Source organism: Williamsia sp. 1135, from assembly GCF_002095395.1.
Lineage (GTDB): Bacteria > Actinomycetota > Actinomycetes > Mycobacteriales > Mycobacteriaceae > Williamsia.
In genome coordinates, this window is the sequence record NZ_MJEI01000097.1 from 139834 (window position 1) to 164878 (window position 25045).

A 25045-nucleotide genomic window follows, 5' to 3' on the forward strand; every position below is an offset into this window, starting at 1 on the left:
GATGGCACCAGAACTGTGGAGAAAGGGCCTCGGCTGAGTTAGGCAATTCTGGTTTACTAACTCCATGGTCCGTCCCCGGCTACACACCGACGAGCAACTGCTCGACGCCGCCGACGCCGTCCTCGCGCGGGTGGGCTCCGCCCGGTTCACCCTCGAACTCGCAGCTCAGGAAGCCGGGGTCTCCGCTCCCACACTCGTCAAACGATTCGGGTCGAAACGGGCGGTACTACTCGCCTCGTCCCAGCGCTGGGTCGATTCCATCGACGAGACCCCCCACTTCGGCGCCGGCGAAAGCGCCCTCGACGCCCTCCGACGACTGTCTGTGGGTTCTTACGCCGACAGCGATCAGATCTCGAACGCGGCCAACCATGTGTCCTCGCTCGCGATGGACCTCGGCGACCCCGAGCTCACCCGGCTGCTGGGACTGGGCTGGGAACGCAAACGTCAGCAACTGGCAGGCGTCGTCGCCCAGGGCATCGACGCGGGAGAGTTTCCCCGCACGCTCGAACCGGCCGTCGCCGCCCGCACCCTGTTCGCCCTGTTGGAAGGCACGTTCCTGGCCTGGACCGTGCAGCCGCACGGCTCTCTCACCGCGATCCTCGACGACGAGTTCGAGCGACTGACCACCACCTGGAAATGAGGAATCCCATGACCACCGCCCCGGTATCCACCGTCACCGGCGCTGTCTTCATCGCCACCAGCCTCGACGGCTACATCGCCCGCACCGACGGCGACATCGACTGGCTGCTGAGCCGCAGCCAGGACATCGGCGAGAGCGGTTACGACGCCTTCATCGAGACCACCGGCGCGATTGCCATGGGCCGGGGCACCTACGAGATCGGGACCACGTTCGACGAGTGGCCGTACACCGGCCGGCGCGTGCTGGTGCTGAGTTCACGGTTGGACCCCCATGTCGACGATCGCGTCACCGTCCACCGCTCGATCGACGAGTTGCTCGACGCCGCGGCGGCCGAGAACATCCATCATCTCTATGCCGATGGCGGACGCCTGATCACGAGCTTTCTGCAACGTGGCCTCATCACAGAACTCACCATCACCACGATCCCGGTCATCCTCGGCTCGGGGCTACCGCTGTTCGGGGACATCGATCACGACGTATCGCTGGAACTGCTGCGGTCGACCACGCTGGGACAGGGCATCACGCAGTCCGTCTACCGAGTCACCGACTGAGCACTGCGTCCCAGATGCCATGCTGGTCAGGTGACCTCAGATCCGAATCCGGCCGCAGCCGAGCGCATCCTCTACGACCACGACAACACCTCGACGAGGGACTTCTACAAGCTGATCACCGCGTCCATCGTCCCGCGGCCGATCGCGTGGGTGTCCTCGCGTAATGCCGATGGCGTCGACAACCTCGCGCCGTTCAGTTTCTTCTCCGTCAGCTCTACCGATCCGCTGATCGTGCAGTTCACCGCGGTCGGCGGCAAACACAGCGCCGACAATGCCGCGGCCACGAAGCAGTACGTCATCAACGTGGCGACCGAACCGATGATGCAGCAGGTCAATGCGACCTCTGCCGGCTTCGACGAGGACATCAACGAGTTCGAGGCGGTCGGCGTCGCTTCGGCACCGGCGACGGTCGTCGACTGCCTACGGGTACGCGACAGTCCGGTCGCCATCGAGTGCGAGCTGTTCCAGATCCTCCAGATCGGTAACTCACAGGTGGTGATGGGCAAGGTCGTGGCAGTCACGGTCAATCCCGCGGTGGCTGCCGCCGACGGTCATCCGGACTTCGCCAAGCTCGCTCCGTTGGCCCGCCTCGGCCGCTCCGAGTGGGGTCTGCCGAGCAAGGTCGTCGAGCTCGAACGACCGCAGTAGGTCAACCGGGCGGTTGACGGTAGCAGTCAACCCTTCGGTGGTGTTGCCGAGAGGCCGCTCCACGAATGATCAATTCATGGCACTGCAGACGCACCCCACCGTTGACGCACACCCTTATTTAACGGGCAACTACGCGCCCGTCGACCGCGAGATCACCGAGACCGATCTCCCCGTGACGGGACGCATTCCCGACTTCCTCGATGGCCGATACGTCAGGATTGGGCCGAATCCGTTGGGCACCATCGACCCTGCCCGATACGAGTGGTTCCTCGGCGACGGGATGACCCACGGTCTGAGAATCTCTGGGGGCCGCGCTTTGTGGTACCGGAACCGCTGGGTCCGTTCTGCGGATATCTCGCGGAGACTCGGCGAACGGTGGCCCGGCGGCACCCATCGCGCCGGCTTCGACTTTCCCGCCAACACCAACGTCATCGCGCATGCCGGACGCACCCTCGCCGTGGTGGAAGGCGGCGCCACGGCCTACGAACTCACGGACGACCTCGACACCGTCGGGTCCTTCGACTTCTGCGGAACCCTCCGCGGCGGTTACACCGGCCATCCGAAGACCGACCCCAAAACCGGTGAGCTTCACGCCATCTCGTACTCACCGTTGGGTGGCCCCGCAGTTCGCTACACGGTCGCCGGCGTCGATGGCCGGATCAACCACGTCGTGGACATCCCCTTGCCGGACAACACCATGATGCACGATTTCGCCCTCACCGAACACCACGTCATCGTGTTCGATCTGCCCGTGGTGCTGAATGTTCGCGCCCTCGGCTCGTCACTCGCACACAAACTCGCAGGCCGAGCGCTGGGCCGGCTCGCCCGCCGGCATCCGGTGCCCGACATGATCTCCGACATGCTGTGGCGTGGATCGGCCCGGATGAGTCCCGACGTCAATTGGCCCTACCGCTGGGATCAAAATCACGAGGCTCGGTTCGGCGTCCTGCCCCGCGGCGGATCCGCTGCCGACCTCCGTTGGTTCTCGATCGATGGCTGCTTCATCTACCACACGCTCAACGCGTACGAGAACGGCAACGTCGTCGTCCTGGAGGCACCGTGCTTCCCGACCAGTTACGAGGGCAGTTCCCTTCCGTTCGATGCCTCGCCGACACTAGAGCGTTGGAGTCTGGACCTCCACACCGGCGCGGTCCGGCAGGAACGAATCGACGACCGCGGCCAAGAATTCCCGCGGATCGACGAACGACTGCTCGGACAGCCGCATCGGTTCGGCTACACCGTCGGGTTCGACGCGGCGGCCGTCGGCGAAGTCGAACGCCCGCAGATGTTGTTCAAGCACGACCTGGTGCAGCAGACGTCGCAGACCACCGGTTTCGGCCCTGGCACCCAACCCGGCGAATTCGTTTTCGTCGCCGGTGACCCCGAGGCAGCCGAGGACGACGGCGTACTCATGGGTTTTGTGTACGACGGGTCCAGCAATCGCAGCGACCTCGTCATCCTCGACGCCACCACCCTCGAGGCCGTCGCCCGCATCCACTTGCCGACGCGGGTACCGAACGGGTTTCACGGCAACTGGATTCCGGCGGAGGCTACAGTCGAACGATGATCGGCCTCGAGCCAGCAGTCGGGCCCCGAACGGGCCCCTCCACTCGGGTGTGGGACGTCTACGTCGCAGCGGTCTCGGTGGTCGCGGTGGCGATGGTATTCGTTCTCGACGACAACTTCCCCGGCAACGAGTACGCGGCTGCGGCTGTCCTGATCGCAATCAGCCTTTGCGCCATGGCCTTTGGTGGGCGCTGGGAGGGTTCCCATTCCTACGGCCCGGGCCCGGTCGCCTACGCAACGGCGGTGATGTCGGCGTTCGTGGTTGCGCTGTGGCTGGCACCTGGGGCATTGGTCATGCTGCCCGCCATCTATCCACTGCTCTTCCGCAGCCTGCCGATCCCCGCCGCTGTGATCGCCAGCGCCGTGATCAGCCTGGCGCCGGTGACCCTCGTGGTGGTGGCAGACGGCGTCGGATCCGACCACTTCACCCTTGCGCTGGTGATCTCGGCGATTTCGGTGGTGATCAGCCCCCTGATCGGCGTCGCGATCACGTGGTCCACGGAAAGCAATCGCGCACAATCACTTCTCCTGCACGAACTCGAGACCAGTCGCGGTCAGGTGGAGCAACTGTCCCGTGAAGCGGGGGTCGCCACCGAACGTGCCCGCCTGGCCCGCGAGATCCACGACACCATCGCACAGGGCTTCACCAGCATCATCGCGCTCGCACAGGCCCTCGACCGAGATATCCCCGCCGACGGTCCCGCGCGGCGACGGCTGGGCCTGATCGAGTCCACCGCCCGCGAGAACCTCGCGGAGGCACGGGTCATGGTTGCCGAACTGACACCCTCCCTCGGTTCGCAAGACTCGCTGGCCGACGCGATCACACGGCACGCGGAGAGTGCCTCCGCCGCCACCGGAACGACGGTGAGGGTGAACCCGTCGCCACTACCTGCTCTGCCCACCGCCACCGAAGTCGCGTTACTGCGCGCTGCGCAAGAAGGGTTGAGCAACGTCCGACGGCACGCGAAGGCCACCGCAGTCAGCATCACACTGTCCACCGAAACCAATGCAGTGTGTCTTCGGTTGGTGGACAACGGCATCGGCTTCGACCCAACAGTGACCAGGGAGGGCTTCGGACTTCAGGGCATGCGCGATCGCGCAGCCCAGCTCGGTGGCTCGGTCACCGTCGAGAGCTCCGGCGGACACGGCACGACCATCCTGATGCGGGTTCCCTTATGATCCGAGTTCTGATCGTCGACGACCACCCCGTCGTGAGGGAGGGGTTGCAAGGAATGCTCGAGTCCGAGGTCGACCTCGAGGTGGTCGGCGACACGGGGTCCGGCGATGAGGCGATCCTGCTCGCTGCCGACCTGCACCCCGACGTCGTCCTGATGGACCTGCGCATGCCCGGCACCGATGGGGTCGCGGCCACCGTCGCCATCCGTTCGCGGTTGCCGGAGGTGAACGTCGTGGTGCTCACCACCTACGATTCGGACGCGGACATCCTCCGAGCAATCGAGGCGGGGGCGGCGGGATACCTCCTGAAGGACACGTCTAGGGCGCTCCTGGCAGACGCCATCCGCTCCGCCGCCCGGGGCGAGACGGTCCTCACTCCTGCGGTCGCGGGGCGACTGCTCGGGCACTCCCGGCGTCCGGCCCTCACCGAACGCGAAGTTGGGGTCTTGCAGTGTGTGGCCCGGGGTATGACCAACGCTGACATCGGTGCCGAACTGCACATCAGCGAGGCCACTGTGAAGACCCACCTCATCCGGACGTTCAACAAACTCGACGTCTCAGATCGGACAGCCGCGGTGACGACCGCGATGACCTTGGGCTACCTGACCTGAGAGAACGCCGGTTCGGGAAGGGACCGAGCTCCCGATGCGTTGCACAACGAGTAGAGCTAGTCAGCATTTCACCATTCTTCAGTAGCAAAGAAGGCCCACCAGGATGTCTCCGGTTCTTTCCATTCTCGACCTCGCTCCCATCTCTCCCGGACACAACGCCCGGGAGAGTTTCGCCGCAAGCGTGGATCTGGCGCGCGCCGCGGAACGACACGGCTACAAGCGGGTTTGGTACGCCGAGCACCACAACATGGAGTCCATCGCGTCGTCGGCGACGAGTGTGCTGATCGCACACATCGCCGCGCACACCGAGTCCATCCGTCTCGGCGCGGGCGGCATCATGTTGCCGAACCACGCACCGCTGACCATCGCCGAGCAGTTCGGAACCCTGGAGACGCTGCATCCGGGACGCATCGACCTCGGACTCGGCCGCGCGCCGGGCAGCGATCAGGCCACGATGCGTGCGCTGCGCCGGGACCACAGTTCGGCCGACAGCTTTCCGCAGGACGTGCTGGAACTGCAGGGATACCTGCGCGACGAGTCCCGCATCCCTGGCATCAAGGCCATCCCAGGCGCAGGTACCGACGTGCCGCTGTACATTCTCGGGTCGTCGCTCTTCGGAGCGCAGCTCGCTGCCGCCTTGGGCCTGCCCTACGCGTTTGCCTCGCACTTCTCCCCCGACGCCCTGCAGCAGGCGGTCACGCTCTATCGCCGCGACTTCAAGCCGTCGCGTCAGCTGTCCGAGCCGTATGTGATCGCAGGCGCGAACGCTGTCGCCGCCGACGATCCCGAGGCCGCCGCCCGCGATTTCGAAGCCTTGCGCCGGATTCGTGTGCGCATGCTGATCTCACGCGGACCGTCGAGCCCGCATTACAGCGATGAAGAGATCGATGCCTTCCTCACCACCCGTGAAGGTCAGGGCATCGCCAACATGATGAAGTACACCGGGGTCGGCACCGGAGCTGACGTGCGTGAGTTCCTCGAAGACTTCGCCGAGTTGGCCCAGGCCGACGAGGTGATCGTCGCGCATCAGTCGGTGACCGCCGAGGGCCGGCTCAAGTCCCTCGAACTTACCGCCGAAGCCATGAAGACGGCGAAGGTCTAGCCCGTAAGGGCTTCACGGCCGACCCGCCCGGCTTGCGGCTCCGCGTTGTGTGGACTGACGACGAGCGAGCGAAGCAGGGCAACCCCAACGGTCTCGCGGCCCCGCACGTTCTGGACTGAGGAGGAGCGAGCGCAGCGATGCGATCGACGAGGGAAGAACGTGCGCCCAGGGCCGCGACGACCCCGCGAGCGGAGCGAGCAAATAAAGCACAGTGCCGGGACCCCGTTACGGAGTCCCGGCACTGTTGTACCTGGTCTAGAAGAAGACTGCTCAGTCCTCTTCGAGGTAATTGCGGTTGACCGCCGGGTCCACCGGGATGCCCGGTCCGGTGGTGGTGGAGACGGTGACCTTCTTGAGGTACCGGCCCTTGGCCGCCGACGGCTTCGCACGCAGGATCTCGTCCACGGCTGCGCCGTAGTTCTCGACGAGCTGCTTCTGGTCGAACGACGCCTTACCGATGACAAAGTGCAGGTTCGCTGCCTTGTCGACGCGGAAGTTGATCTTTCCGCCCTTGATCTCGTTGACGGCCTTGGTCACGTCGGTGGTGACGGTGCCCGTCTTCGGGTTCGGCATCAGGCCACGCGGTCCGAGGACACGGGCGATGCGGCCGACCTTGGCCATCTGATCGGGGGTCGCGATGGCGGCGTCGAAGTCGAGCCACCCGCCCTGGATCCGCTCGATCAGATCTTCGGCGCCCACCTCGTCGGCTCCGGCTGCGACGGCCTCGTTGGCCTTGTCGCCTGCCGCGAACACGATGACGCGAGCGGTCTTACCGGTGCCGTGGGGCAGGTTGACGGTGCCGCGCACCATCTGGTCTGCCTTGCGGGGATCGACGCCGAGACGAACGGCAACCTCGACGGTTGCGTCGGTCTTGGTCGAGGCGGTCTCCTTGGCAAGCTTCGCAGCCTCCAGCGGGCTGTAGAGCTTGGACTTGTCGACCTTCTCAGCAGCGGCCTTGTATGCCTTACTGGTTTTGCTCATGTTGGCTCTTTCTTTCTCCGCAACTCGTACGGGTTGGTGGTGCGGACCGAGCCGGCCCTCCCACGCTTGCTGGTTTGGAAGCTCAGGCCTCGACGGTGATGCCCATGGAGCGGGCGGTTCCGGCGATGATCTTGGCGGCCTGGTCAACGTCGTTGGCGTTGAGGTCTTCCTGCTTGGTCTTGGCGATCTCACGGACCTGGTCCATGGTGACCTTGCCGACCTTGGTCTTGTGCGGCTCTCCCGAACCCTTCTGCAGACCAGCAGCCTTGAGCAGCAGCTTCGCCGCAGGCGGGGTCTTCAGCTTGAAATCGAAGGAGCGATCTTCGTAGACGAAGATCTCCACCGGCACGACATTGCCGCGCTGGCTTTCTGTCGCAGCGTTGTACGCCTTGCAGAACTCCATGATGTTCACGCCGTGCTGACCAAGTGCCGGACCCACGGGCGGTGCCGGGTTGGCGGCGCCTGCCTGGATCTGGAGCTTGATGATCCCGGAGATCTTCTTCTTCTTCTTGGGGGGCATCCTTTTCCCTGTTTCTGATTGATTGCGTTTGGGCTGAAAATCTTGACTCAGCCCGGTTTCGCGCCCGCTGGAGACGCGAAAATCTGTTAGATCTTTTCAACCTGCCGGATCGTCAGATCTTCTCGACCTGATTGAAGGCGAGTTCGACCGGGGTCTCGCGACCGAAGATCGAGACGAGCACCTTCACCTTGCGCTGTTCGGCGTTGACCTCGCTGATCGAGGCGGGCAACGTCGCGAACGGGCCGTCCATGACGGTGACCGATTCGCCGACCGCGAAGTCGACCTCGATGACCGGTGCCGATGCGGCAGCCAGATCGGCGCCGCCGTCGGAACTGGATTTGCCTGTGGCCTTCTTGGGCTCGACGCGCGGCAGGAGGAACTTGAGGACGTCGTCCATGGACAACGGCGACGGACGCGAGGTCAGTCCCACGAAGCCGGTGACGCCGGGGGTGTTACGCACCGCGCCCCACGACTCGTCGTTGAGTTCCATGCGCACGAGGATGTAGCCGGGAAGGACCTTGCGGTTGACCTTCTTCTGCTGGCCGTTCTTGATCTCGGTGACCTCTTCGATCGGAACCTCGACCTGGAAGATGTAGTCACCGACATCGAGGTTCTGCACGCGGGTCTCGAGGTTGGCCTTCACCTTGTTCTCGTACCCGGCGTAGGAGTGGATCACGTACCAGTCGCCTGCAGCCTTCTTGAGGGACTTGCGCAGCGCCTCGACCGGATCTTCTTCTTCCTCGGGCTCGACGACAGCTTCCTCATCGGAGGCATCCTCGCTGACCTCTGCGGCGATCTCGGCTTCGCCGGTCACGTCCACATCGGAGTCGTCGGAATCGGAGACGGCACTGTCGACAGCCTCCGAATCACCGACTGCCTCGTCGATGACGTCGGTCTCTGTCTCGCTGGTAACAGCGTCGTTCTCGGGGGTGCTCACTGCAGCCCACGCTCCTTTTCCTCGAAGCGGCCGAACGGGTTGATCACCCGAACAGCCACAAAACGGCCTTTGCGAACGCCAGATCCAGTGCGGAGATGAACGCGACCATGATGATCACGAAGATCAGCACGATGATCGTGTACTGGATCAGTTGCTTGCGAGTCGGCCAGATGACCTTCTTGAGCTCGCTGACAACCTGCGTGAGGAACACCCACAATTTGATGAACGGGTTGCGGCTGTCCTCAGGCTTGACGCGCTTGCGCTTACCGTCGGTTTTCTTGTCTTTGGTCTTTTCTTTGGTGGCAACTGCCGACCCCGCGTCGTCGTCGCCATCGTCGTCTTTGGCGAGGCTCGGACGCTTGCCACGGGGCGAACGCTTGCCGCTCGGACGGGCCACGGTGGCGGTGTCGCCGCTGCCGGTCTCGCCTGCCGAATCCGCTTCGGAGTCCACAGAGCTGTCGAGCTCGACCTCGTCGGTCGACTCAGCCGCGTTCTTGGCGCGTTCGGCACGGTCGCGCTTGCTCAACTTGTTCCTCTCGTGGCTGAAGTCGGATGCCTGCAGTTGGACCAGCTGGTCCGGCTGCCTGGCAGCTGACATCGGGTGCCCTGAGGTGCTTTCACACGATCAAGGGCAGGGGCGACAGGACTTGAACCTGCAACCTGCGGTTTTGGAGACCGCTGCTCTGCCAGTTGAGCTACGCCCCTTTGGGCCGACTTCGCCGACGACCACCGAGATGGTCACCGGGGCTCCGTCGACCCGGCGTCTGCACTACACAAAACCAACGCGCCACCCTTAGGGCAGCGCGCAAGTTGAAATAGAGCTGACGACTATTCGAGTGTACGTCACCGGGTGGGTGGAACTCCAACCAGCTCCGAAGACGCACATGATCAGTTGAACTGCACGCTGGCGAGTGCTCGCCCGAAGATTTTGCGATCACCCTGCTTGGCCACGATCGAGAGCTGGCCACGGCGGGTCTGGGGGTCCAGCGACTTCACCTTGCCCGTGAAGTCCACGGCCGCGTAATCACCGGCAGGCACGTACACCGGGCTGGTGAAGCGGACGTTGTACTCGTGGATCGCTGCAGGGTCGCCGATGAACTCGCCGATGAAGCTCGCGCCGAGTCCCATCGTCTGCATGCCGTGCGCGACGACGTCCTGCAGTCCGGCGACCTTGGCGACCTCGTCGCTGTAGTGGATCGGGTTCGGGTCACCCGCCACCCCGGCGTAGTTGATGAGGTTGCCGCGGGTGAGCTTGAACGTGCGAGCCGGGATCTCCTGGCCGACGGTCAACTCGTCAAAGTTGATCGCGCCGTACGGCAGCGGGGCGACCTCGGGATCGGGGTCTTCGTAGCGGGCGAAGGGACCGGTGACGGTCTTGCCGGGGTCGATGCCGACGGGCTCCTGCATCATCACGTGTTCGATCTTGTCGACCAGTTCCGGATCGACCTCGATCGCTGCGCGTGCCGCGAGAGATGTCCAGGTGGTCATCACCGGTTCGTTCCGCTGATTCCAGATGACGTTCTTGGTGACCATCAGATCGGTCCCGGACATCTGACGGAACGAATCGAGCGATACATCACAGATCAGTTGGTCGCCGACCTTGATCGGTTGATGGAAGACGAGCCGCTGATCGCTCTGCATGATCTGCCAGAGGTCGTAGCCGGTGATCACGTCTTCGAAGAGACGTCGCTGGGCGATGATGCCGAGGACAGAGACGAAGGTGGGTGCTGCGACGAGGGTGTCGTGACCCATCTCGCGCGCCTTGGCTTCGTTCCAGTGCACCGGGTTGGTGTCCTGGACGGCTCGGGCGTGTTCGCGCACCTTTTCACGGCCGACCTCGTAGTAATCGTCGACGGTGTACTTGAAGCCGACCATTTCCTGGGTGTGCGCCGCGATCTCGTCGGGAGTCAGCTTGACGCCCTGCTGCAGGGCCTCGACCCGCTCGGCTACCTTGCTCTGGCTCGCATCCGTCACTCGAGAAGACCTCTAACTTTCGACTATCGCCTCGCCGGCTGGGCAGTGCCGGGTGCGCAGAAAAGACCAAAGACCGGGCACACTTTCGCGTCCCCGGTCATGTCAGGCGGTCTGCTGACCGCCTGAAGCGGTCTAGCGCGATTCCTTGTGGTTCTGGTGCTTGCCGCAGTTCGGGCAGAACTTCTTGATCTCGAGACGATCGGGATCGTTGCGACGGTTCTTCTTGGTGATGTAGTTGCGGTGTTTGCAAACCTCGCAGGCCAAGGTGACCTTGGGGCGCACGTCTGTTGAGGAGGCCACGGGATTGCCTTTCAGGTGGATCGTGTGGTGCGACGGCCCCGAGGGACGTCACGTCTGGTGTGTTGCCCCCGAAGGGCTCCACGTTGTTGTGTCGCCGTGAGCGGCACGTCGTGTGCATCGTAGCGATGGCCGGACTCGAACCGGCGACCTAACGATTATGAGTCGTTCGCTCTAACCAACTGAGCTACACCGCCATGGCCCGGATCCCGACTGCCGCGCGCCGCTGCCGGCAGCGCGTTCATCGAGATCTGAGTCCAGCGAGCCCCCTGACGGAATCGAACCGTCGACCTTTTCCTTACCATGGAAACGCTCTACCGACTGAGCTAAGGGGGCGTTCGCCTCTCACATCGGCACCGTCTCCGGCGCCCTCGCGAAGGGCCTTAACGAGATTACACAGCGGCGCTGGCGCGTGCCAAATCGCGTGTTCTCTCATCCTCCTCGCACCAAACGACCCCGGGCTGGTCGAGCCAGCTCGAGGCCGAGTTCTTGGTGCTGTGCCAGGTATAGGATTCGAACCTATGTAGCTTGCGCGGCGGATTTACAGTCCGCTCCCTTTGGCCGCTCGGGCAACCTGGCAAGCTGCCTCCCGCAGTCTTTTGGACCGGCGGAAAGCAACGCGGGAAACATTACATCGGGCAGGGCCCCAGAACACAAATGCCCAGTACAGGTGGCCCCCTTTTGATGTTTTGGACCCATGCTGCGCGAGCGGGGGCACCTGCGCGGCTACGCTTGACCGTTATGGCAGATTCATCGTTCGACGTGGTCAGCAAGCTCGATCGGCAAGAGGTCGACAACGCCCTCAATCAGGCGGCCAAAGAGCTGTCGCAGCGCTACGACTTCCGTGGCACCAACACCAAGATCGAATGGTCCGGTGAAGAGAACATCGTGATCACCTCCGACGCCGAGGAACGCGCACAGGCCGGACTCGAGGTGTTCAAGGAAAAACTCATCCGCCGCGACATCTCCCTCAAGGCGTTCGACGCCGGCGAGGTCATCGGGTCGGGCAAGACGTACAAGGTCACCGGCACCCTGGTGCAAGGCATCGACTCCGAGAAGGCCAAGAAGATCACCAAGGCCATCCGCGACGAGGGCCCCAAGGGTGTCAAAGCGCAGATCCAGGGCGAGGAGCTCAGGGTTTCGAGCAAGAAGCGGGACGACCTGCAGGAAGTGATCGCTTTGCTCAAGGGCAAGGACTTCGAGATCGCCCTGCAGTTCGTGAACTACCGGTAGTCATGATTTCTCCCTGAGATCGTCCCTCTCAGGGGTCGCCGAGGGCATATTTCCCTTTGCTACCCCTCAGGGGGACGATTTCAGGGACGTACGGGCTGTTGATGCCGCAGAATCAGGCCCGTGCAGGTGGGAATGACGTTGCCGGTGATGGAACCGGACCTCGATGCGACCGTGCTCAGAACCTGGGCGAAGGCGATCGACGAAGGACCGTTCTCGTCGCTCTGCTGGGGTGAACGCATCGCGTTCGACAATCCGGACAGCCTGACGCTGCTCGGCGCTGTCGCCGCGTGGACCGAGCGGGTGCGCTTGGTGACCACTGTGATCGTCCCCCAGTTGCACGACCCGGTGATGCTGGCCAAGGCCCTCGCCACCGGCGACGTGATCAGTGACGGCCGGCTCACGGTGGGGCTAGGGGTCGGCGGCAGGCACGAGGATTACCGATCGGTGAGCGCCGACCCGAAGACCCAGACCATGCGGCAGATGGCCGATCGGGTTGCCGTGATGAAGCGGGTCTGGGCAGGCGAACGGATGACCGACTCGGTCCTCCCCGTCGGACCGTCGCCGGTTCAAGAGGGCGGCCCGAGATTGCTCGTCGGCACCATCGGACCCAAGACGGTTCGGAGCGCGGCCGCGTGGGCCGACGGTTTGGCGGGCACCACACTGGATCTCGATGTCGCCAAACAGCGCGAGTTGTTCGATGCCGCGACCACGTCCTGGGCCGAGGCCGGAAAGAAGCCGCCGCACCTGGCGACGTCATTCTGGTTCGCGCTCGGCGATGCCGAACCCGCACGCGCACAGATCCATCACCATCTGCGGCGCTACATGAACTGGATTCCGACCGATTTCGTCGACGCGATCGCACCCACCACCGGGTGGTCGGGTTCGAAAAACGAACTCGCCGAGACCTTGTCGGCGTTCGCCGCCGCCGGCACCGATGAGGTCCACCTCATCCCGACGAGCTCTGACATCAGCCAGCTCGACAAGGTCGCCGAGGTAGTCCGCGACCTGACCTGACCTGACGCGCCCGACATGCCGAAAACGCCGCAGCGTGCCGAACTGACCGCCCACCGTGCCGAAAAGGCCGCCCAGCGCGCCGAACTGACCGCCGAGCGGGCCCTTACCGCCGACCGCCCGCCATTTCTTCGAGTCGGCGGATGCGATCTTCCATCGGCGGGTGGGTGGCGAAGACCTTGCTCATCCGCTCACCGGCGCGAAATGGGTTGGCAATCATCAGATGCGACTGCGCGGCGAGGTCGGGATTGGGCGGCAAGGGCGCCATCTGTACGCCGCCGGAGATTTTCCGCAGCGCCGAAGCCAGAGCCAGTGGGTCGCCGGTCAGCTCGGCGCCGGATGCGTCCGCCTGATACTCACGTGACCGCGACACCGCGAGTTTGATGACTGTCGCCGCAATCGGGCCGAGGAACGTGATGAGCAGCAACACAACGGGATTGGCGCCGCTGTTGCGGTTACCGCCGAAGAAGAACGCGAAGTTCGCGATGCCGCTGATCACCGCCGCCATGGCACCTGCAATGGACGAGATGAGAATGTCGCGGTTGTAGACGTGGGAGAGTTCGTGTCCGAGAACAGCTCTCAACTCGCGCTCGTCGAGGATCTGCAGGATACCCGCCGTGCAGCACACCGCGGCGTTTTTCGGATTACGGCCTGTGGCAAAGGCATTGGGCGCCTCGGTGGGACTGACGTAGAGCGCCGGCATGGGCTGTCGGGCGACCGTCGCCAGCTCCCGGACGATGCGGTACAGCGCGGGTGCCTGCACCTCGGTTACCGGCTGCGCGTGCATCGCCTTGAGTGCCATCTTTGCGCTGTTGAAATAGATGTAGGCGTTGAACCCCACCGCGAGCACGATGGCGAGTAGCAGAATTGCCGGACTTCTGAAGGCCGCCCCGATCCCCACGATGATCGCCGACATGAAGCCCAGTAGAAGAACCGTCTTCAGTCCGTTGGCATGGCCGCCCATGTGTCTCACTCCTGTCCCTGTTGCACTGGAGCCGCAACGAACGAGAGCCTCACCAGGGTTCCCGAGATGGTGGGTTCGGGCGACCGTTCGCCCAGGTGGGGTCCGCCAGAACCCACCAAGATCGGAGGCCCTAGCCGACCCTGGCGATCGTGTAGCGAACCAGCGAACTCATCGCGTCGTGGGCCGGGCCCGCAGGCAGTTGAGCCAGTTCCTCCTCAGCAGCATCTGCATAGCGCTGCAGGGTGGCGCGGGCTCTGACCAGGCCATCCGACTTGTTGAGCAACGCCAGTGCCTCGGCGACCTCGGCGTCATCGGTGATCGGGCGGTTCGTGCCGTCCGGGTTGAGAACCAGTTCACGGATCCGGGTCTCGGCGGGGTCGGCGAGGGCGTACAGCACCGGAAGAGTGTGAACACCCTCACGTAGGTCGGTGCCCGGGTTCTTACCGGAGTCCCCGGCGACCGAGGTGATGTCGATGAGGTCGTCGGAGACCTGAAAGGCGGTCCCGATGTTGTCGCCGAGACGAGAGAGCCGTTCGATCTGCTCGGCGTCCGCACCCGACGACATCGCGCCGAATCGGCCACTGGCCGCGATCAGCGATCCGGTCTTCTCCCACACCACCCGCAGATAGTGCTCCACGGGATCGGCCTTGCCCTGGGCGCCGACGGTTTCGCGCATCTGACCGGTGACCAGTTCGGCAAACGTGTCGGCGATGATCCGGACCGCGTGCGGCCCGAGCGTCGAGACGAGTCGGGATGCTCTGGCGAACAGGAAGTCTCCCGACAGGATCGCGACGCTGTTGCCCCATCGGCTGTTGGCACTGACCGCACCGCGGCGGAGTTCGGCCTCGTCCATCACGTCGTCGTGGTAGAGCGTGGCCAGGTGGATCATCTCCACCACGGTCGCCGAGATGATCACATCCTCCGCGTGCGGATTCGGGCCGAAGTGCGCCGACAAGATGGAGAAGATCGGCCGGAACCGCTTGCCCCCGGCCTTCGCGAGATGCGTGGCCGCCTCGGTGAGGAAATCCTCGCCGGAGGACAACTCCCCCAGCAGCAACGTCTCGACACGCTCGAGCGACGCACCTACATCGGCGGCAAAGGCCTCCGGCTCCAATTCAAGACCTGCGAACGTCGTCTTCACGCCTGACCTGCTCCCGTCATAGGACGAGCCTAATGGTGCGGGATACTGACTGGGTGAGTGCACCCACCCCGATTCCGGCGCGGACAGAGGTCTTGGTCGTCGGTGCAGGTCCCGGCGGTTCGGCTGCCGCCGCTGCGGCAGCCAAGGCCGGCCACGAGGTGACGCTCCTCGACGCCGCGGTGTTTCCCCGCGACAAGACCTGCGGCGACGGACTGACCCCGCGCGCCATCGCCGAGCTCGACGCGCTCGGGCTCGGGGATGCTTTCACCGGCCCGCGGATCGAGGGTCTGGACCTGCAGGGCTGGGGCCGACGCCAGCAGGTGCGGTGGCCCCAGGCCTCCGACCACTTCCCCGACTACGGCAGTGCAGTTGCGCGTACCGAGCTCGATGACCGCATCCGCCGCCACGCCCTGGACGCCGGCGCCGCGATGGTGTCCGGGGTCAAGGCTGTGGGCGCCACCATCACCGGCGGCAAAGTCACTGCTGTGCAAGTTAATACGGTGGATGGACCAGGCCAGATCGAAGTCGAGAAGTTGATCGTCGCTGATGGGGTGAAGTCCGCTTTGGGTACTTCACTCGGCCGCGCATGGCATCGCGGCACCGCATACGGCGTCGCGGCGCGGGCGTACGTCGAGTCCGGCCGGTGCGACGACCGCTGGATGGGTTCGCATCTGGAACTGCGTGACGGCGCCGGGGCGCTGCTGCCCGGGTACGGCTGGGTCTTCCCGTTGGGTGCCGAGTCGGGCCTGGTGAACATCGGTGTCGGTGCGCTGGCGACCGAGAAACGGCCCGCGCACATGGCGCTGCGCCCGATCATCGAGCATTACACCAACTCTCAACGCGACGACTGGCAGCTCACCGGCCCGCCGGTGCGGATCGCGTCCGCACTGTTGCCGATGGGCGGTGCCGTGAGCAACGTCGCCGGCGCCAACTGGGTGCTCATCGGCGACGCCGCCGCCTGTGTCAATCCCCTCAACGGCGAGGGCATCGACTATGCACTCGAAACCGCGCGATTCGCGGTCGAAGTTCTTGGTGAGAAAGACCTTTCGGGGCTCTGGCCGGATCTGCTCCGCGCGCGGTACTCGCTGGCGTTCTCCGCGGCACGCCGGCTGGCTGCGGTGCTGACGGTCCCGAAGGTCGTTCCGGTGCTGGGCCGTCCGGGCATCCGCTCAGCGGCCCTGATGTCCATGGTCGTGCGGGTGATGGGCAACCTGATCACCGAAGACGACACCGACCTGATCGCCCGCGCCTGGCGCACCGCCGGCATCGTCAGCTCGAAGATCGACACCCGCCCGCCCTTCTCCTGACCCGATCTTGGTGGGTTCTGGCGAGCGTTTTCCCAGGTGGGGGTCGCCAGAACCCACCAATTCCGGGTCTACCGGGGCTTCAGACCCCGGTGCAGCGCAGTGATGCCGAAGGTGAGGTTTCGCCAGCGGACCTCGTTGAACCCGGCATCGCGCATCCGCTGGGCCAGTTGCGGCTGATCGGGCCATTCGCGGATCGACTCCGCGAGGTAGACGTACGCCTCCGGGTTGCTCGACACCTTCGTGGCGACCGCGGGCAACGCCTTCATCAAGTACTCCATGTAGACCACGCGCAGCGGGTTGAAGACCGGGGTCGAGAACTCGCAGATCACCACTCGCCCACCCGGTTTGAGGACGCGAAACAGCTCTGCGAATGCGACGTCGACGTCCGCGACGTTGCGCAACCCGAAGGAGATCGTCGCGGCGTCGAACGTTTCGTCGCCGAACGGGAGATGCAGCGCGTCTGCGGCAACCTTCGGGACAGGCCGCTTCGCCCCCGCCTTGAGCATCCCCAGCGAGAAGTCCGCTGCAACGCACTCGGCGCCTGAGCGGGCCAGCTCGACGGTGGAGACAGCTGTTCCGGCCGCGAGGTCGAGGACTACGTCGCCGGGGCCCAGCGCCAGGGCTTTGCGAGTCGCTGTGCGCCAGCCGCGGTCCTGGCCGAACGAGAGCACCGTGTTGGTCAGGTCGTACCGCCCGGCGACTCCGTCGAACATTGCGGCGACGTCGGCGGGCTCTTTGGCCAGCGATGCACGTGACATGAGTGCCACGCTACCGCGTCGCGACAAACCCACAAGTTCCAGTCAAACCCACGGGTCTGCGCCTCGTGGGTTTGACCAGAAGAGGTGGGTTTGTGTCCGTCATCGCGACCGCGACCACCTAGGCCGACCGGCGCGCAACCAGATCCCGGCCGAGCACCGCGTCGTAGTGCCCCAGCAGCTGATCGCTGATGGCCGACCACGTGCGACCCTGCACCCAGCGGCGGGCGGCTGAGCCGAAGTCGGCACGGACCCCCGCGTCCTGAAGAGTGCCCACAGCATCGACAAGGCGCTCCGAAAAACCCTCTACCGGAAGAAGATAGCCGGTCCGGAAGTGCCCGATCAGGTCCCGTGGACCACCGGCGTCCGGTCCGATGGCCGGGACCCCGCTGGCCATCGCCTCTTGTACGGCCTGACAGAACGTCTCGTGTTCGCCCGCGTGCACGAACACGTCGAGACTGGCGTAGGCACGGGCAAGGTCGAGGCCACGCAGTTCACCGGTGAAGACGGCGTCCGGCATCATCTGTTGGAGTCGTGCGCGTTCGGGTCCGCCGCCCACGATCACGAGTTGCACGTCGCTGCGGCCGGACAGGATCGCGAGCCGTTCCACATGTTTCTCCGGTGCGAGCCGGCCCACGAATCCGACGATCAACTTGCCGTCCGGACTCCATTGGGCGCGCAATTCCTCGTCGCGACGCCCAGGATTGAAACGCTCGGCATCGACACCGCGGCCCCACTGGAAGACCCGCGGAATACCCTGATCGCGAAGGGCCTTCACTGAAACCGTCGACGGCGCCAGCGTTCGATCGCAGGCACTGTGCAGCTTGCGGGTCCATGCCCAGGCCGCCCGGGTGCCGAGCTTCATGCCATAACTGGCCGCGAATCCGGCGACGTCGGTCTGGAACACCCCGACCGCGGGAACGTCCAATCGACGCGCGGCCGCAGCACCGGCCGCTCCGACCACGAACGGCGACGCGAGATGGACGATGTCGGGCTGAAAGTCGGCGAGAACGCGGAACATCGATGGCGCCGGCACACCGACCGGCAGCGAACTCACCTTCGGCACCATCACCGACGGGATGTAGTGGACGTCGGCACCGGTCACCCGACTCGGCCCCGACGTCTCGCGGGCGGTTCGCCGCATCGACCACGGCGTATCGGGCGCGACGATGATCGCCTCGTGTCCGGTGTGGTCGAAATGCTCGGCCACCCGCAGGACGGAGTTGACGACGCCATTCACGTTCGGGAGAAAACTCTCGGACACAATTGCCACTCGCACGATGCCAAGTGTGGACAGGGCAAATGTCAGGAGGTCTTCGTCGCCGTGACCTCTGGTGGAACCTCGGATGAACGTCCCTTGTCGAGCTCCGCTCCGCCGCGTCTGCCGTCCTTGTCGAGCTCCGCTCCGCTGCGTCTCCGGCGGGAGACTTCCGCGAACAGCACCATGAGCGCACCGATGACCAGGTACGAATACAGCAGCACCGACAGCGCAGGCACGATCGCCAGGCTTGCGTTTCGACCAGCGACCCGCACCAACTCGGGACTCGCCCGCGAATACTCGATACTGATCCGCTGTCCCTCTGCCAGCCGCCCCGGGTAGAAGACACCGAGGCGGGGGCTGTGGAACATGCCGTCCGGGGTGGAGAAGTTGACGGTGGCCTTCGTCGGGGTCGCACTGACCACCTCGGCCACGGCGGTCGCCTCGTCCTTGTTGATGAGGACGTCGTCGCGGTACGTCCCGGCCACCATGATCGCCATCATGATGGTGATGACCACTCCCAGCGAGATCAGGCCGAGTTGGACTCGGCGCAGCACGGTGGGAGACATGACGCCACAATAGTCAAACGGTCATCGACGCCCCCAATCCATCGCGGTGACCGGCCTCTACCGCCGCGCACCGGGCCGGAAGGGCATGATCGGCGGGGCGATTACAACCTTGCGCGGATCGCGGCGTGCAGCGACCGCAGCCGGGACCGGTCGGTGCGCACTTCGATCACCTCGATCCCCTCGCTCGGGGAATTGAGCACCGCGGGCAGCTCCGCCAGCGTGACCACCCGGTGCGGCGTGCCGAAGCCGGCGCAAACTGCGGCGAGGTCGGTGTGATGCGGCGTACCGAACACGCGCTCGTACGCACCGAGGTAATCCTTGCCCTCGAACCTGGGATCGCCCTGTTCGAGAAGCCCGAAGATGCCGCCGCCGTCGTCGTTGGCGACGACGATCGTCAGGCGGCGCGGACGTGGTTCGGCCGGGCCGATCAGCAGTCCGGTCGCGTCGTGCACGAAGGTGAGGTCGCCCATCAGTGCGACGGTCCGCACATCGGCGGCGAGCGCGGCACCGATTGCGGTCGAGACGTTGCCGTCGATCCCCGCGACCCCGCGATTGGAGAGCACTCGCACGTCGGCACCCACGTGACCGGCCAGCGCAACGTCGCGGATGGGGTTCGACGCCCCCACCACCAGCTGCTCACCGGGCGCCATCGCGGCGCTGACCACCTTCGCCACGTGCAATCCGGTGACGTGTTCGGACTGTTCCAGCTCCACATCCACGGCGCTCACCGCACGCTGGTGCGCCTGCGCGCACGACTTGATCCACGCCTCGTCGGGTTCACCGCTGGTGACGGCCCGCGATCCGGTGGCCAGGACGTTGCCGGACACGTCCGGCCAGCGCGGGCCGGTGGTCAGCGCGTACACCCGCACCTCGGGGTCGGCGAGCAGGGTCGACACCTGTCGATGCAGGGTCGGTCGACCGCAGATGATCGCCTGGGTCGGACGTAGCGCCGACAATGCCAAGGGGTGCAACGGATTCTGTGGTGCCGGGGCGGTTGGTTCCGCCACGGTCGGGAGCGCGGCGAGCTCGGGCCGATAGCCGGCACCGTGACCTGAGACCACCACGGTCGGTTCGGTGATGTCGATCTCGACGGGTACATCGAGTTTGCCGACGGCGGTGACGGTCCACGGCGCACCGCCGGGACGTCCGGAGTACTCGCCGAGATCGTCGGTGGGCGCGACCCCGGCGTCGGGTACCAGCGGCTCACGCAGCGGGATGTCGAACTGAACCGGCCCGGCATTGCCGGTCCGCGCGCCGCGTGCCGCGGCCAGGACGCGGCCCACCCCCGAACGCCACTGACTGTTGGTGTCGAGGTTCTGTTCGGCGAGACCGAGGCTGATCGCGGCGCGCACCTGCGTTCCGAAGATCCCGAACTGTTCGATGGTCTGGTTCGCACCCGACCCCAGCAGCTCGTAGGGCCGGTTCGCACTGACGACGATCAGTGGCTGGCGTGCGTAGTTGGCCTCGAACACGGCTGGACTCATGTTTGCCACCGCGGTACCGCTGGTCATCACGATGGGAACGGGCTGGCCGGAGGCGATCGCGAGCCCCAGGGCGAGGTACCCGGCGGTCCGCTCGTCGACCCGGACGTGCAACCGCAGCTGACCTGCGGCATCGGCCGCATGCAGCGCAAACGCGAACGGGGCGTTCCGCGACCCCGGGCACAGCACGGCCTCCCGGACGCCACCCCGGATCATCTCGTCGACGATCACTCGGGCCTGCAGGGTCGAAGGGTTCATCAGACCAGGCTAGCCTCGCGCCGGACGTGGTCGCGATCACATGACCCGCAGGTCAGTCGCGTCACACCTTCCGCAACACCGCGTGGGTCACAGTCTCGGACGGCACGAACTCGGCTACTTCGAAACCCGCCGGCCACCCGGCGTCCAGCCCGTCGAAGATGCGTTCCCCGCCACCGATCACCACCGGCGAGATGACCAGATGCAGCTCATCGACCAATCCTGCTGCCAGGTACTGGCGAATCGCCGACGCTCCCCCGCCGAGCCGCACGTCGGCACCGTCGGCCGCATCGAACGCCTGCTCCAGCGCGCTGTGGATACCGTCGTCGACAAAATTGAAGGTGGTGCCACCCTTCATGGGCAGTGGGTCCCGCGGGTAGTGGGTCAACACGAAGACGGGGTGACCGTACGGCGGGGTGTCGCCCCACCATCCCTGCCAGCCGCTGTCATCCCACTCATCACGGATCGGCCCGAACATGTTGCGTCCCATGATGGTTGCGCCGATACCGTCGTCACCGCGCTCGAGATAGTCGTTGTCGAGGCCTTCCGAACCACCTTCCTGGCCGATCATCGCGCGACCGAACTTGGTGTCGAAAACCCAGGAGTGCAACTTTTCCGTTCCGACGCCCATCGGCGCGTCAGCGGTCTGGTCCCGGCCGGCCATGAAGCCGTCCAACGACATCGTGATGTTGTGCACTCGCAGTTTCGCCATGGAACTGTCCCCTTTACCCATTCCGTTGTTGTCGATGAGTCTGACACCCGCCACCGACGAAACTCATCGGTGCAGCGCGCCGCAGGGCAACCATTCCGCAGCACGGGTACCGTCGAACCCGTGATTGGCCTACCCGATTCCGTCACCGCACTTCTCTTCGATCTCGACGGTGTCCTCACCAGTACCGCAGTCGTGCACAGTCAGGCCTGGACCCAGGCCTTCGATTCGTTCCTGGCCGGATACCCCGACATCACCGACGAGCAGCGGCGACCCTTCAGCCAGGACGATTACCTCACCTACGTGGACGGACGTTCCCGGGACGACGGGATCGTCAGCTTCTTGCAGTCGCGGAACATCACCTTGCCGACACAGGGCGAGACCGGTGCCTCGGTCACCGCCATCGGTGATGCGAAGAACAAACTGTTCCTCGACCTCCTGGACAAAGACGGTGCCGAGGCCTATTCCGACGCCGTGACGTATTTGAAAGCAGCTCAGGAGGTCTCGTTGCAGATCGCGGTGGTGACGTCGTCGAAGAACGGCGAACAGATCTTGGAGGCAACCGGATTGAGTCCGTTCGTCGTCGCCCGCATCGACGGGAAGGTGATCGCCGAACGCGGACTCGTCGGGAAACCGGCACCCGACTCGTTCTTGGCCGGGGCCGATGCGCTGGGGGTGCCACCCGAGAAAGCTGTGGTCTTCGAAGACGCGGTGTCCGGGGTGCAGGCCGGGCACGCGGGCGGTTTCGGATATGTGGTCGGCGTCGATCGAACCGGGGGTGACACTCATGCGGGCAACCTCCGCAGCGGCGGCGCCGATGTCGTGGTCACCGCACTCACCGATCTGCTGAAGCCCGCATGAGGCTCGCGGGATTCGAGGTCGCGCCCTGGCACCTGTCGTGGAGGGGTACCGATCCCGACGCGATGGCGGCGATCGAGTCGATCTTCGCACTGTCGAACGGGCACATCGGCATGCGCGCGAACCTCGAGGAGGGTGAGCCGGTCTTCAATCCGGGCACCTACCTCAACGGTTTCTACGAGCAGCGTGAATTGCCCTATGCCGAAGGCGGATACGGTTATCCCGAAGACGGCCAAACGGTTGTCAACGTGACCAACGGCAAGATCATCCGGTTGCTGGTCGAAGACGAGCCGATGGACATGCGGTACGGGAACGCCGACGAGCACGAGTGGAAGCTAGATTTCCGGGCGGGCACGTTGGAGCGCGTCACCGACTGGACCTCACCCACCGGCCGAAAGGTCCGGGTGCGCTCTACGCGCCTGGTCTCGTTCACCGAACGCGCCATCGCCGCCATCCGGTACGAGGTCGAGCCGCTTGATCTCGAGATGGAGATCGTGGTGCAGTCGGACCTCCTTGCGAACGAGGATGTCCCGCGGCCGGGCAACGATCCGCGCCTGGCCGCCGCCCTCGACCGGCCACTGGTCGGCGACTTCGCCGAAGCGAAGGGTCACCGCGGCGTCCTCGGTCACCACACCAAAGTGTCCGGACTCCGCATGGCAGCCGGCATGGATCATGAACTGCTCGGCACCAATTCGGTCAACTGCGAGATCCTCAGCGACGACCTCGCTCGCCTCACGGTGACGGCGAAAGTTCAAGCAGGGCAGAAGTTCACCGTCGTGAAGTATTTGTCCTACGGGTGGTCGAGCCAGCGGTCGCCGTCGGCGCTGCGCGCACAGGTCGATGCCGCGCTGGCCACTGCACTGGACAACGGCTGGGATGAACTCCTGGCCCGCCAGCGCCAGTATCTCGACGACTTCTGGCGCTCGGCCGATGTCACCCTCGACGGCGATGCCGAACTGCAGCAGGCGGTGCGGTTCGCGCTCTTCCACGTGCTGCAGGCCGGAGCCCGCGGGGAGACCCGCGCGATCCCGGGCAAGGGCCTCACCGGACCCGGTTACGACGGACATGCGTTCTGGGACACCGAGACCTACGTCCTGCCGGTTCTCACCTACACGGTGCCCGCGGCAGCCGCGGACGCGCTGCGGTGGCGACACTCCACGCTGGACAAAGCCAAGGCCAGGGCGATCGAATTGGGCCAGGTCGGCGCGATGTTCCCGTGGCGCTCCATCAACGGTGACGAGTGTTCGAGCTACTGGCCCGCCGGCAGCGCCGCCGTCCACGTCAATGCCGACATCGCCCACGCGGTGTCGCAGTACATCGCCGCGACCGGAGATGAACAGTTCGAGGTGAACCAGGGTGTGGAGCTGCTGATCGAGACCGCGAGATCGTGGGCCTCCCTCGGCCACCACGACCTGCGCGGCGACTTCCGCATCGACGGCGTGACCGGGCCCGATGAGTACTCGGCCGTCGCAAACAACAACGTCTTCACCAATCTGATGGCGCAGAAGAACTTTCGCGACGCCGCTGATGCCTGCAAGAGACATCCGTCCGTCGCTCGCCACCACGGGGTCGACGACGAGGAGATGGCGTACTGGCGCGATTGCGCCGACCGGATGCTGGTGGTGTTCGATTCGGCCCTGGGCGTTCATCAGCAATCCGAGTCGTTCACCCGGCAGGCGTTGTGGGACTTCGAGAACACCCCGAAAGAGAACTACCCACTGCTGTTGCACTACCCGTACCAGGATCTGTACCGCAAACAGGTCGTCAAACAGGCCGACCTGGTGCTCGCGATGTATCTCCGGGGCGACGCGTTCACCCCGGAACAGAAGCTCAAGAACTTCGACTACTACGACCCGATCACCGTGCGGGACTCGTCGCTGTCGGCGTGTGCGCAGTCGATCGTCGCGGCCGAGGTCGGCTATCTCGACCTCGCGTACGACTACTTCGCCGAAGCTGCCCTGACCGATCTGCACGACCTGCATCACAACGCTTCGAGTGGTCTGCACATCGCCTCACTCGCCGGGACCTGGCTGTGCTGCGTCGCCGGCTTCGGTGGCATGCGCGACCACAACGGGTCGATCACCTTCGCGCCGCGTCTGCCGGCCCGTCTGCATGGACTGACGTTCCGACTGGCTGTGCGCGACCGGTGCATCGAGGTCCGGGTGCGGGCGGACGAGGCGACCTATCAACTCACCTATGGCGAACCGATGGAGGTGCGGCACCACGGCACACCCTTCACGGTGCATTCCGGCGAGACCGTGCTGCCGATCCCGATGCTGCACCATCGCGAGCCCCCGCAGCAGCCACGACACTGCGAGCCGTATCAGCGGGAAGGCACTCCTCGGTGAAGTTCGTCCCCTTCGGCGCTCACCGGGGGCGTATTCGGGTTGTTTCGAAATGAAGTTCTGGGTGTGGGTCTGTGGCGATGGGCTGCCGTTGTGGTGAGTTGGCGGGCTGGGGCCTGTGGCCCCGGCCTTTCAGGCCGTTCCTGGGGTGAGGTG

At 65.1% G+C, this 25045-nt stretch carries 25 protein-coding genes and 4 tRNA genes; 12 read left to right on the forward strand and 17 right to left on the reverse strand.

Annotated elements, in window-relative coordinates:
* Nucleotides 1-64 precede the first annotated feature (64 nt).
* The 7 genes from BFL43_RS16875 to BFL43_RS16905 all read left to right on the forward strand — a co-directional run bounded on the left by BFL43_RS16875 (nt 65) and on the right by BFL43_RS16905 (nt 6294).
* Complete coding sequence (locus BFL43_RS16875; protein WP_084893660.1) at nt 65-640, forward strand: TetR/AcrR family transcriptional regulator; 576 nt, start codon at nt 65-67, stop codon at nt 638-640.
* An 8-nt stretch (nt 641-648) separates the two neighbouring features.
* Nucleotides 649-1191: a dihydrofolate reductase family protein gene (locus tag BFL43_RS16880; protein WP_084893661.1), complete on the forward strand. Its 543-nt coding sequence runs from the start codon at nt 649-651 to the stop codon at nt 1189-1191.
* A 66-nt stretch (nt 1192-1257) separates the two neighbouring features.
* Nucleotides 1258-1839, forward strand: a complete 582-nt coding sequence (locus BFL43_RS16885; RefSeq protein ID WP_084893688.1) for a flavin reductase family protein — start codon at nt 1258-1260, stop codon at nt 1837-1839.
* Nucleotides 1840-1915: 76 nt separating this feature from the next.
* Nucleotides 1916-3406 carry a carotenoid oxygenase family protein gene (locus BFL43_RS16890; protein WP_084893662.1) on the forward strand — a complete coding sequence of 497 codons (1491 nt, stop codon included), beginning with the start codon at nt 1916-1918 and terminating at the stop codon, nt 3404-3406.
* The gene (locus BFL43_RS16895) at nt 3403-4584 is read left to right on the forward strand and encodes a sensor histidine kinase (protein ID WP_084893663.1); all 1182 of its coding nucleotides are present in this window, start codon (nt 3403-3405) and stop codon (nt 4582-4584) included. Before BFL43_RS16890 ends, BFL43_RS16895 begins: the two co-directional genes overlap by 4 nt.
* On the forward strand, nt 4581-5192 hold the full coding sequence (locus tag BFL43_RS16900) for a response regulator transcription factor (protein WP_084893664.1): 612 nt from the start codon (nt 4581-4583) through the stop codon (nt 5190-5192). Before BFL43_RS16895 ends, BFL43_RS16900 begins: the two co-directional genes overlap by 4 nt.
* A gap of 103 nt (nt 5193-5295) precedes the next feature.
* On the forward strand, nt 5296-6294 hold the full coding sequence (locus tag BFL43_RS16905; protein WP_084893665.1) for an LLM class flavin-dependent oxidoreductase: 999 nt from the start codon (nt 5296-5298) through the stop codon (nt 6292-6294).
* Nucleotides 6295-6564: 270 nt separating this feature from the next.
* On the opposite strand, the gene rplA is transcribed toward BFL43_RS16905, so the two are convergent.
* The 10 genes from rplA to BFL43_RS16955 form a co-directional block, all read right to left on the reverse strand.
* Nucleotides 6565-7275, reverse strand: coding sequence for a 50S ribosomal protein L1 (rplA, locus tag BFL43_RS16910; RefSeq protein WP_084893666.1), 711 nt, complete (start codon nt 7273-7275; stop codon nt 6565-6567).
* A gap of 82 nt (nt 7276-7357) precedes the next feature.
* A complete protein-coding gene (rplK, locus tag BFL43_RS16915) occupies nt 7358-7795 on the reverse strand; it encodes a 50S ribosomal protein L11 (RefSeq protein WP_084834297.1) in 438 nt (145 codons plus the stop codon).
* A gap of 112 nt (nt 7796-7907) precedes the next feature.
* Nucleotides 7908-8732, reverse strand: a complete 825-nt coding sequence (gene nusG / locus BFL43_RS16920; RefSeq protein WP_084893667.1) for a transcription termination/antitermination protein NusG — start codon at nt 8730-8732, stop codon at nt 7908-7910.
* A 43-nt stretch (nt 8733-8775) separates the two neighbouring features.
* Nucleotides 8776-9258, reverse strand: coding sequence for a preprotein translocase subunit SecE (gene secE, locus BFL43_RS16925; protein WP_084893689.1), 483 nt, complete (start codon nt 9256-9258; stop codon nt 8776-8778).
* Nucleotides 9259-9364: 106 nt separating this feature from the next.
* Nucleotides 9365-9437, reverse strand: a tRNA-Trp gene (locus tag BFL43_RS16930).
* Nucleotides 9438-9620: 183 nt separating this feature from the next.
* Nucleotides 9621-10706 (reverse strand): fused (3R)-hydroxyacyl-ACP dehydratase subunits HadA/HadB, encoded by a 1086-nt coding sequence (locus BFL43_RS16935; RefSeq protein WP_084893668.1) that lies wholly within the window; start codon nt 10704-10706, stop codon nt 9621-9623.
* 132 nt (nt 10707-10838) lie between these two features.
* Nucleotides 10839-11006, reverse strand: coding sequence for a 50S ribosomal protein L33 (gene rpmG / locus BFL43_RS16940; protein ID WP_084834304.1), 168 nt, complete (start codon nt 11004-11006; stop codon nt 10839-10841).
* A 120-nt stretch (nt 11007-11126) separates the two neighbouring features.
* A tRNA-Met gene (locus BFL43_RS16945) sits at nt 11127-11200 on the reverse strand.
* 66 nt (nt 11201-11266) lie between these two features.
* A tRNA-Thr gene (locus tag BFL43_RS16950) sits at nt 11267-11339 on the reverse strand.
* Between the two features lie 162 nt (nt 11340-11501).
* Nucleotides 11502-11582: transfer RNA gene (locus BFL43_RS16955), tRNA-Tyr, on the reverse strand.
* Nucleotides 11583-11744: 162 nt separating this feature from the next.
* Between BFL43_RS16955 and BFL43_RS16960 the strand changes: the two genes are divergently transcribed.
* The gene (locus BFL43_RS16960) at nt 11745-12236 is read left to right on the forward strand and encodes a YajQ family cyclic di-GMP-binding protein (RefSeq protein ID WP_084893669.1); all 492 of its coding nucleotides are present in this window, start codon (nt 11745-11747) and stop codon (nt 12234-12236) included.
* 132 nt (nt 12237-12368) lie between these two features.
* A complete protein-coding gene (locus BFL43_RS16965) occupies nt 12369-13250 on the forward strand; it encodes an LLM class flavin-dependent oxidoreductase (RefSeq protein WP_084893670.1) in 882 nt (293 codons plus the stop codon).
* Between the two features lie 103 nt (nt 13251-13353).
* On the opposite strand, the gene htpX is transcribed toward BFL43_RS16965, so the two are convergent.
* Together htpX and BFL43_RS16975 are read right to left on the reverse strand one after the other, a co-directional pair.
* Nucleotides 13354-14211, reverse strand: a complete 858-nt coding sequence (gene htpX / locus BFL43_RS16970; RefSeq protein ID WP_084893671.1) for a zinc metalloprotease HtpX — start codon at nt 14209-14211, stop codon at nt 13354-13356.
* Nucleotides 14212-14341: 130 nt separating this feature from the next.
* Nucleotides 14342-15352, reverse strand: coding sequence for a polyprenyl synthetase family protein (locus tag BFL43_RS16975; protein ID WP_084893672.1), 1011 nt, complete (start codon nt 15350-15352; stop codon nt 14342-14344).
* Nucleotides 15353-15384: 32 nt separating this feature from the next.
* On the opposite strand from BFL43_RS16975, the gene BFL43_RS16980 reads away from it, so the two are divergent.
* The gene (locus BFL43_RS16980) at nt 15385-16659 is read left to right on the forward strand and encodes a geranylgeranyl reductase family protein (RefSeq protein WP_084893673.1); all 1275 of its coding nucleotides are present in this window, start codon (nt 15385-15387) and stop codon (nt 16657-16659) included.
* 68 nt (nt 16660-16727) lie between these two features.
* Here the strand turns inward: BFL43_RS16980 and BFL43_RS16985 are convergent, their stop codons facing one another.
* From BFL43_RS16985 to BFL43_RS17005, 5 genes are all read right to left on the reverse strand, one after another.
* The gene (locus tag BFL43_RS16985; RefSeq protein WP_084893690.1) at nt 16728-17417 is read right to left on the reverse strand and encodes a demethylmenaquinone methyltransferase; all 690 of its coding nucleotides are present in this window, start codon (nt 17415-17417) and stop codon (nt 16728-16730) included.
* Nucleotides 17418-17535: 118 nt separating this feature from the next.
* The gene (locus BFL43_RS16990; protein ID WP_084893674.1) at nt 17536-18693 is read right to left on the reverse strand and encodes a glycosyltransferase family 1 protein; all 1158 of its coding nucleotides are present in this window, start codon (nt 18691-18693) and stop codon (nt 17536-17538) included.
* A 26-nt stretch (nt 18694-18719) separates the two neighbouring features.
* Nucleotides 18720-19241 carry a hypothetical protein gene (locus BFL43_RS16995; protein WP_084893675.1) on the reverse strand — a complete coding sequence of 174 codons (522 nt, stop codon included), beginning with the start codon at nt 19239-19241 and terminating at the stop codon, nt 18720-18722.
* A 101-nt stretch (nt 19242-19342) separates the two neighbouring features.
* Nucleotides 19343-20980: a 2-succinyl-5-enolpyruvyl-6-hydroxy-3-cyclohexene-1-carboxylic-acid synthase gene (gene menD / locus BFL43_RS17000; protein ID WP_084893676.1), complete on the reverse strand. Its 1638-nt coding sequence runs from the start codon at nt 20978-20980 to the stop codon at nt 19343-19345.
* A 61-nt stretch (nt 20981-21041) separates the two neighbouring features.
* Complete coding sequence (locus tag BFL43_RS17005; RefSeq protein WP_240498315.1) at nt 21042-21743, reverse strand: dihydrofolate reductase family protein; 702 nt, start codon at nt 21741-21743, stop codon at nt 21042-21044.
* A gap of 66 nt (nt 21744-21809) precedes the next feature.
* Here BFL43_RS17005 and BFL43_RS17010 point away from each other — a divergent pair, with 66 nt between their 5' ends.
* The gene (locus tag BFL43_RS17010; RefSeq protein WP_084893692.1) at nt 21810-22547 is read left to right on the forward strand and encodes a beta-phosphoglucomutase family hydrolase; all 738 of its coding nucleotides are present in this window, start codon (nt 21810-21812) and stop codon (nt 22545-22547) included.
* Nucleotides 22544-24892 carry a glycosyl hydrolase family 65 protein gene (locus BFL43_RS17015; protein WP_084893677.1) on the forward strand — a complete coding sequence of 783 codons (2349 nt, stop codon included), beginning with the start codon at nt 22544-22546 and terminating at the stop codon, nt 24890-24892. Before BFL43_RS17010 ends, BFL43_RS17015 begins: the two co-directional genes overlap by 4 nt.
* The last annotated feature ends 153 nt before the right edge of the window (nt 24893-25045 follow it).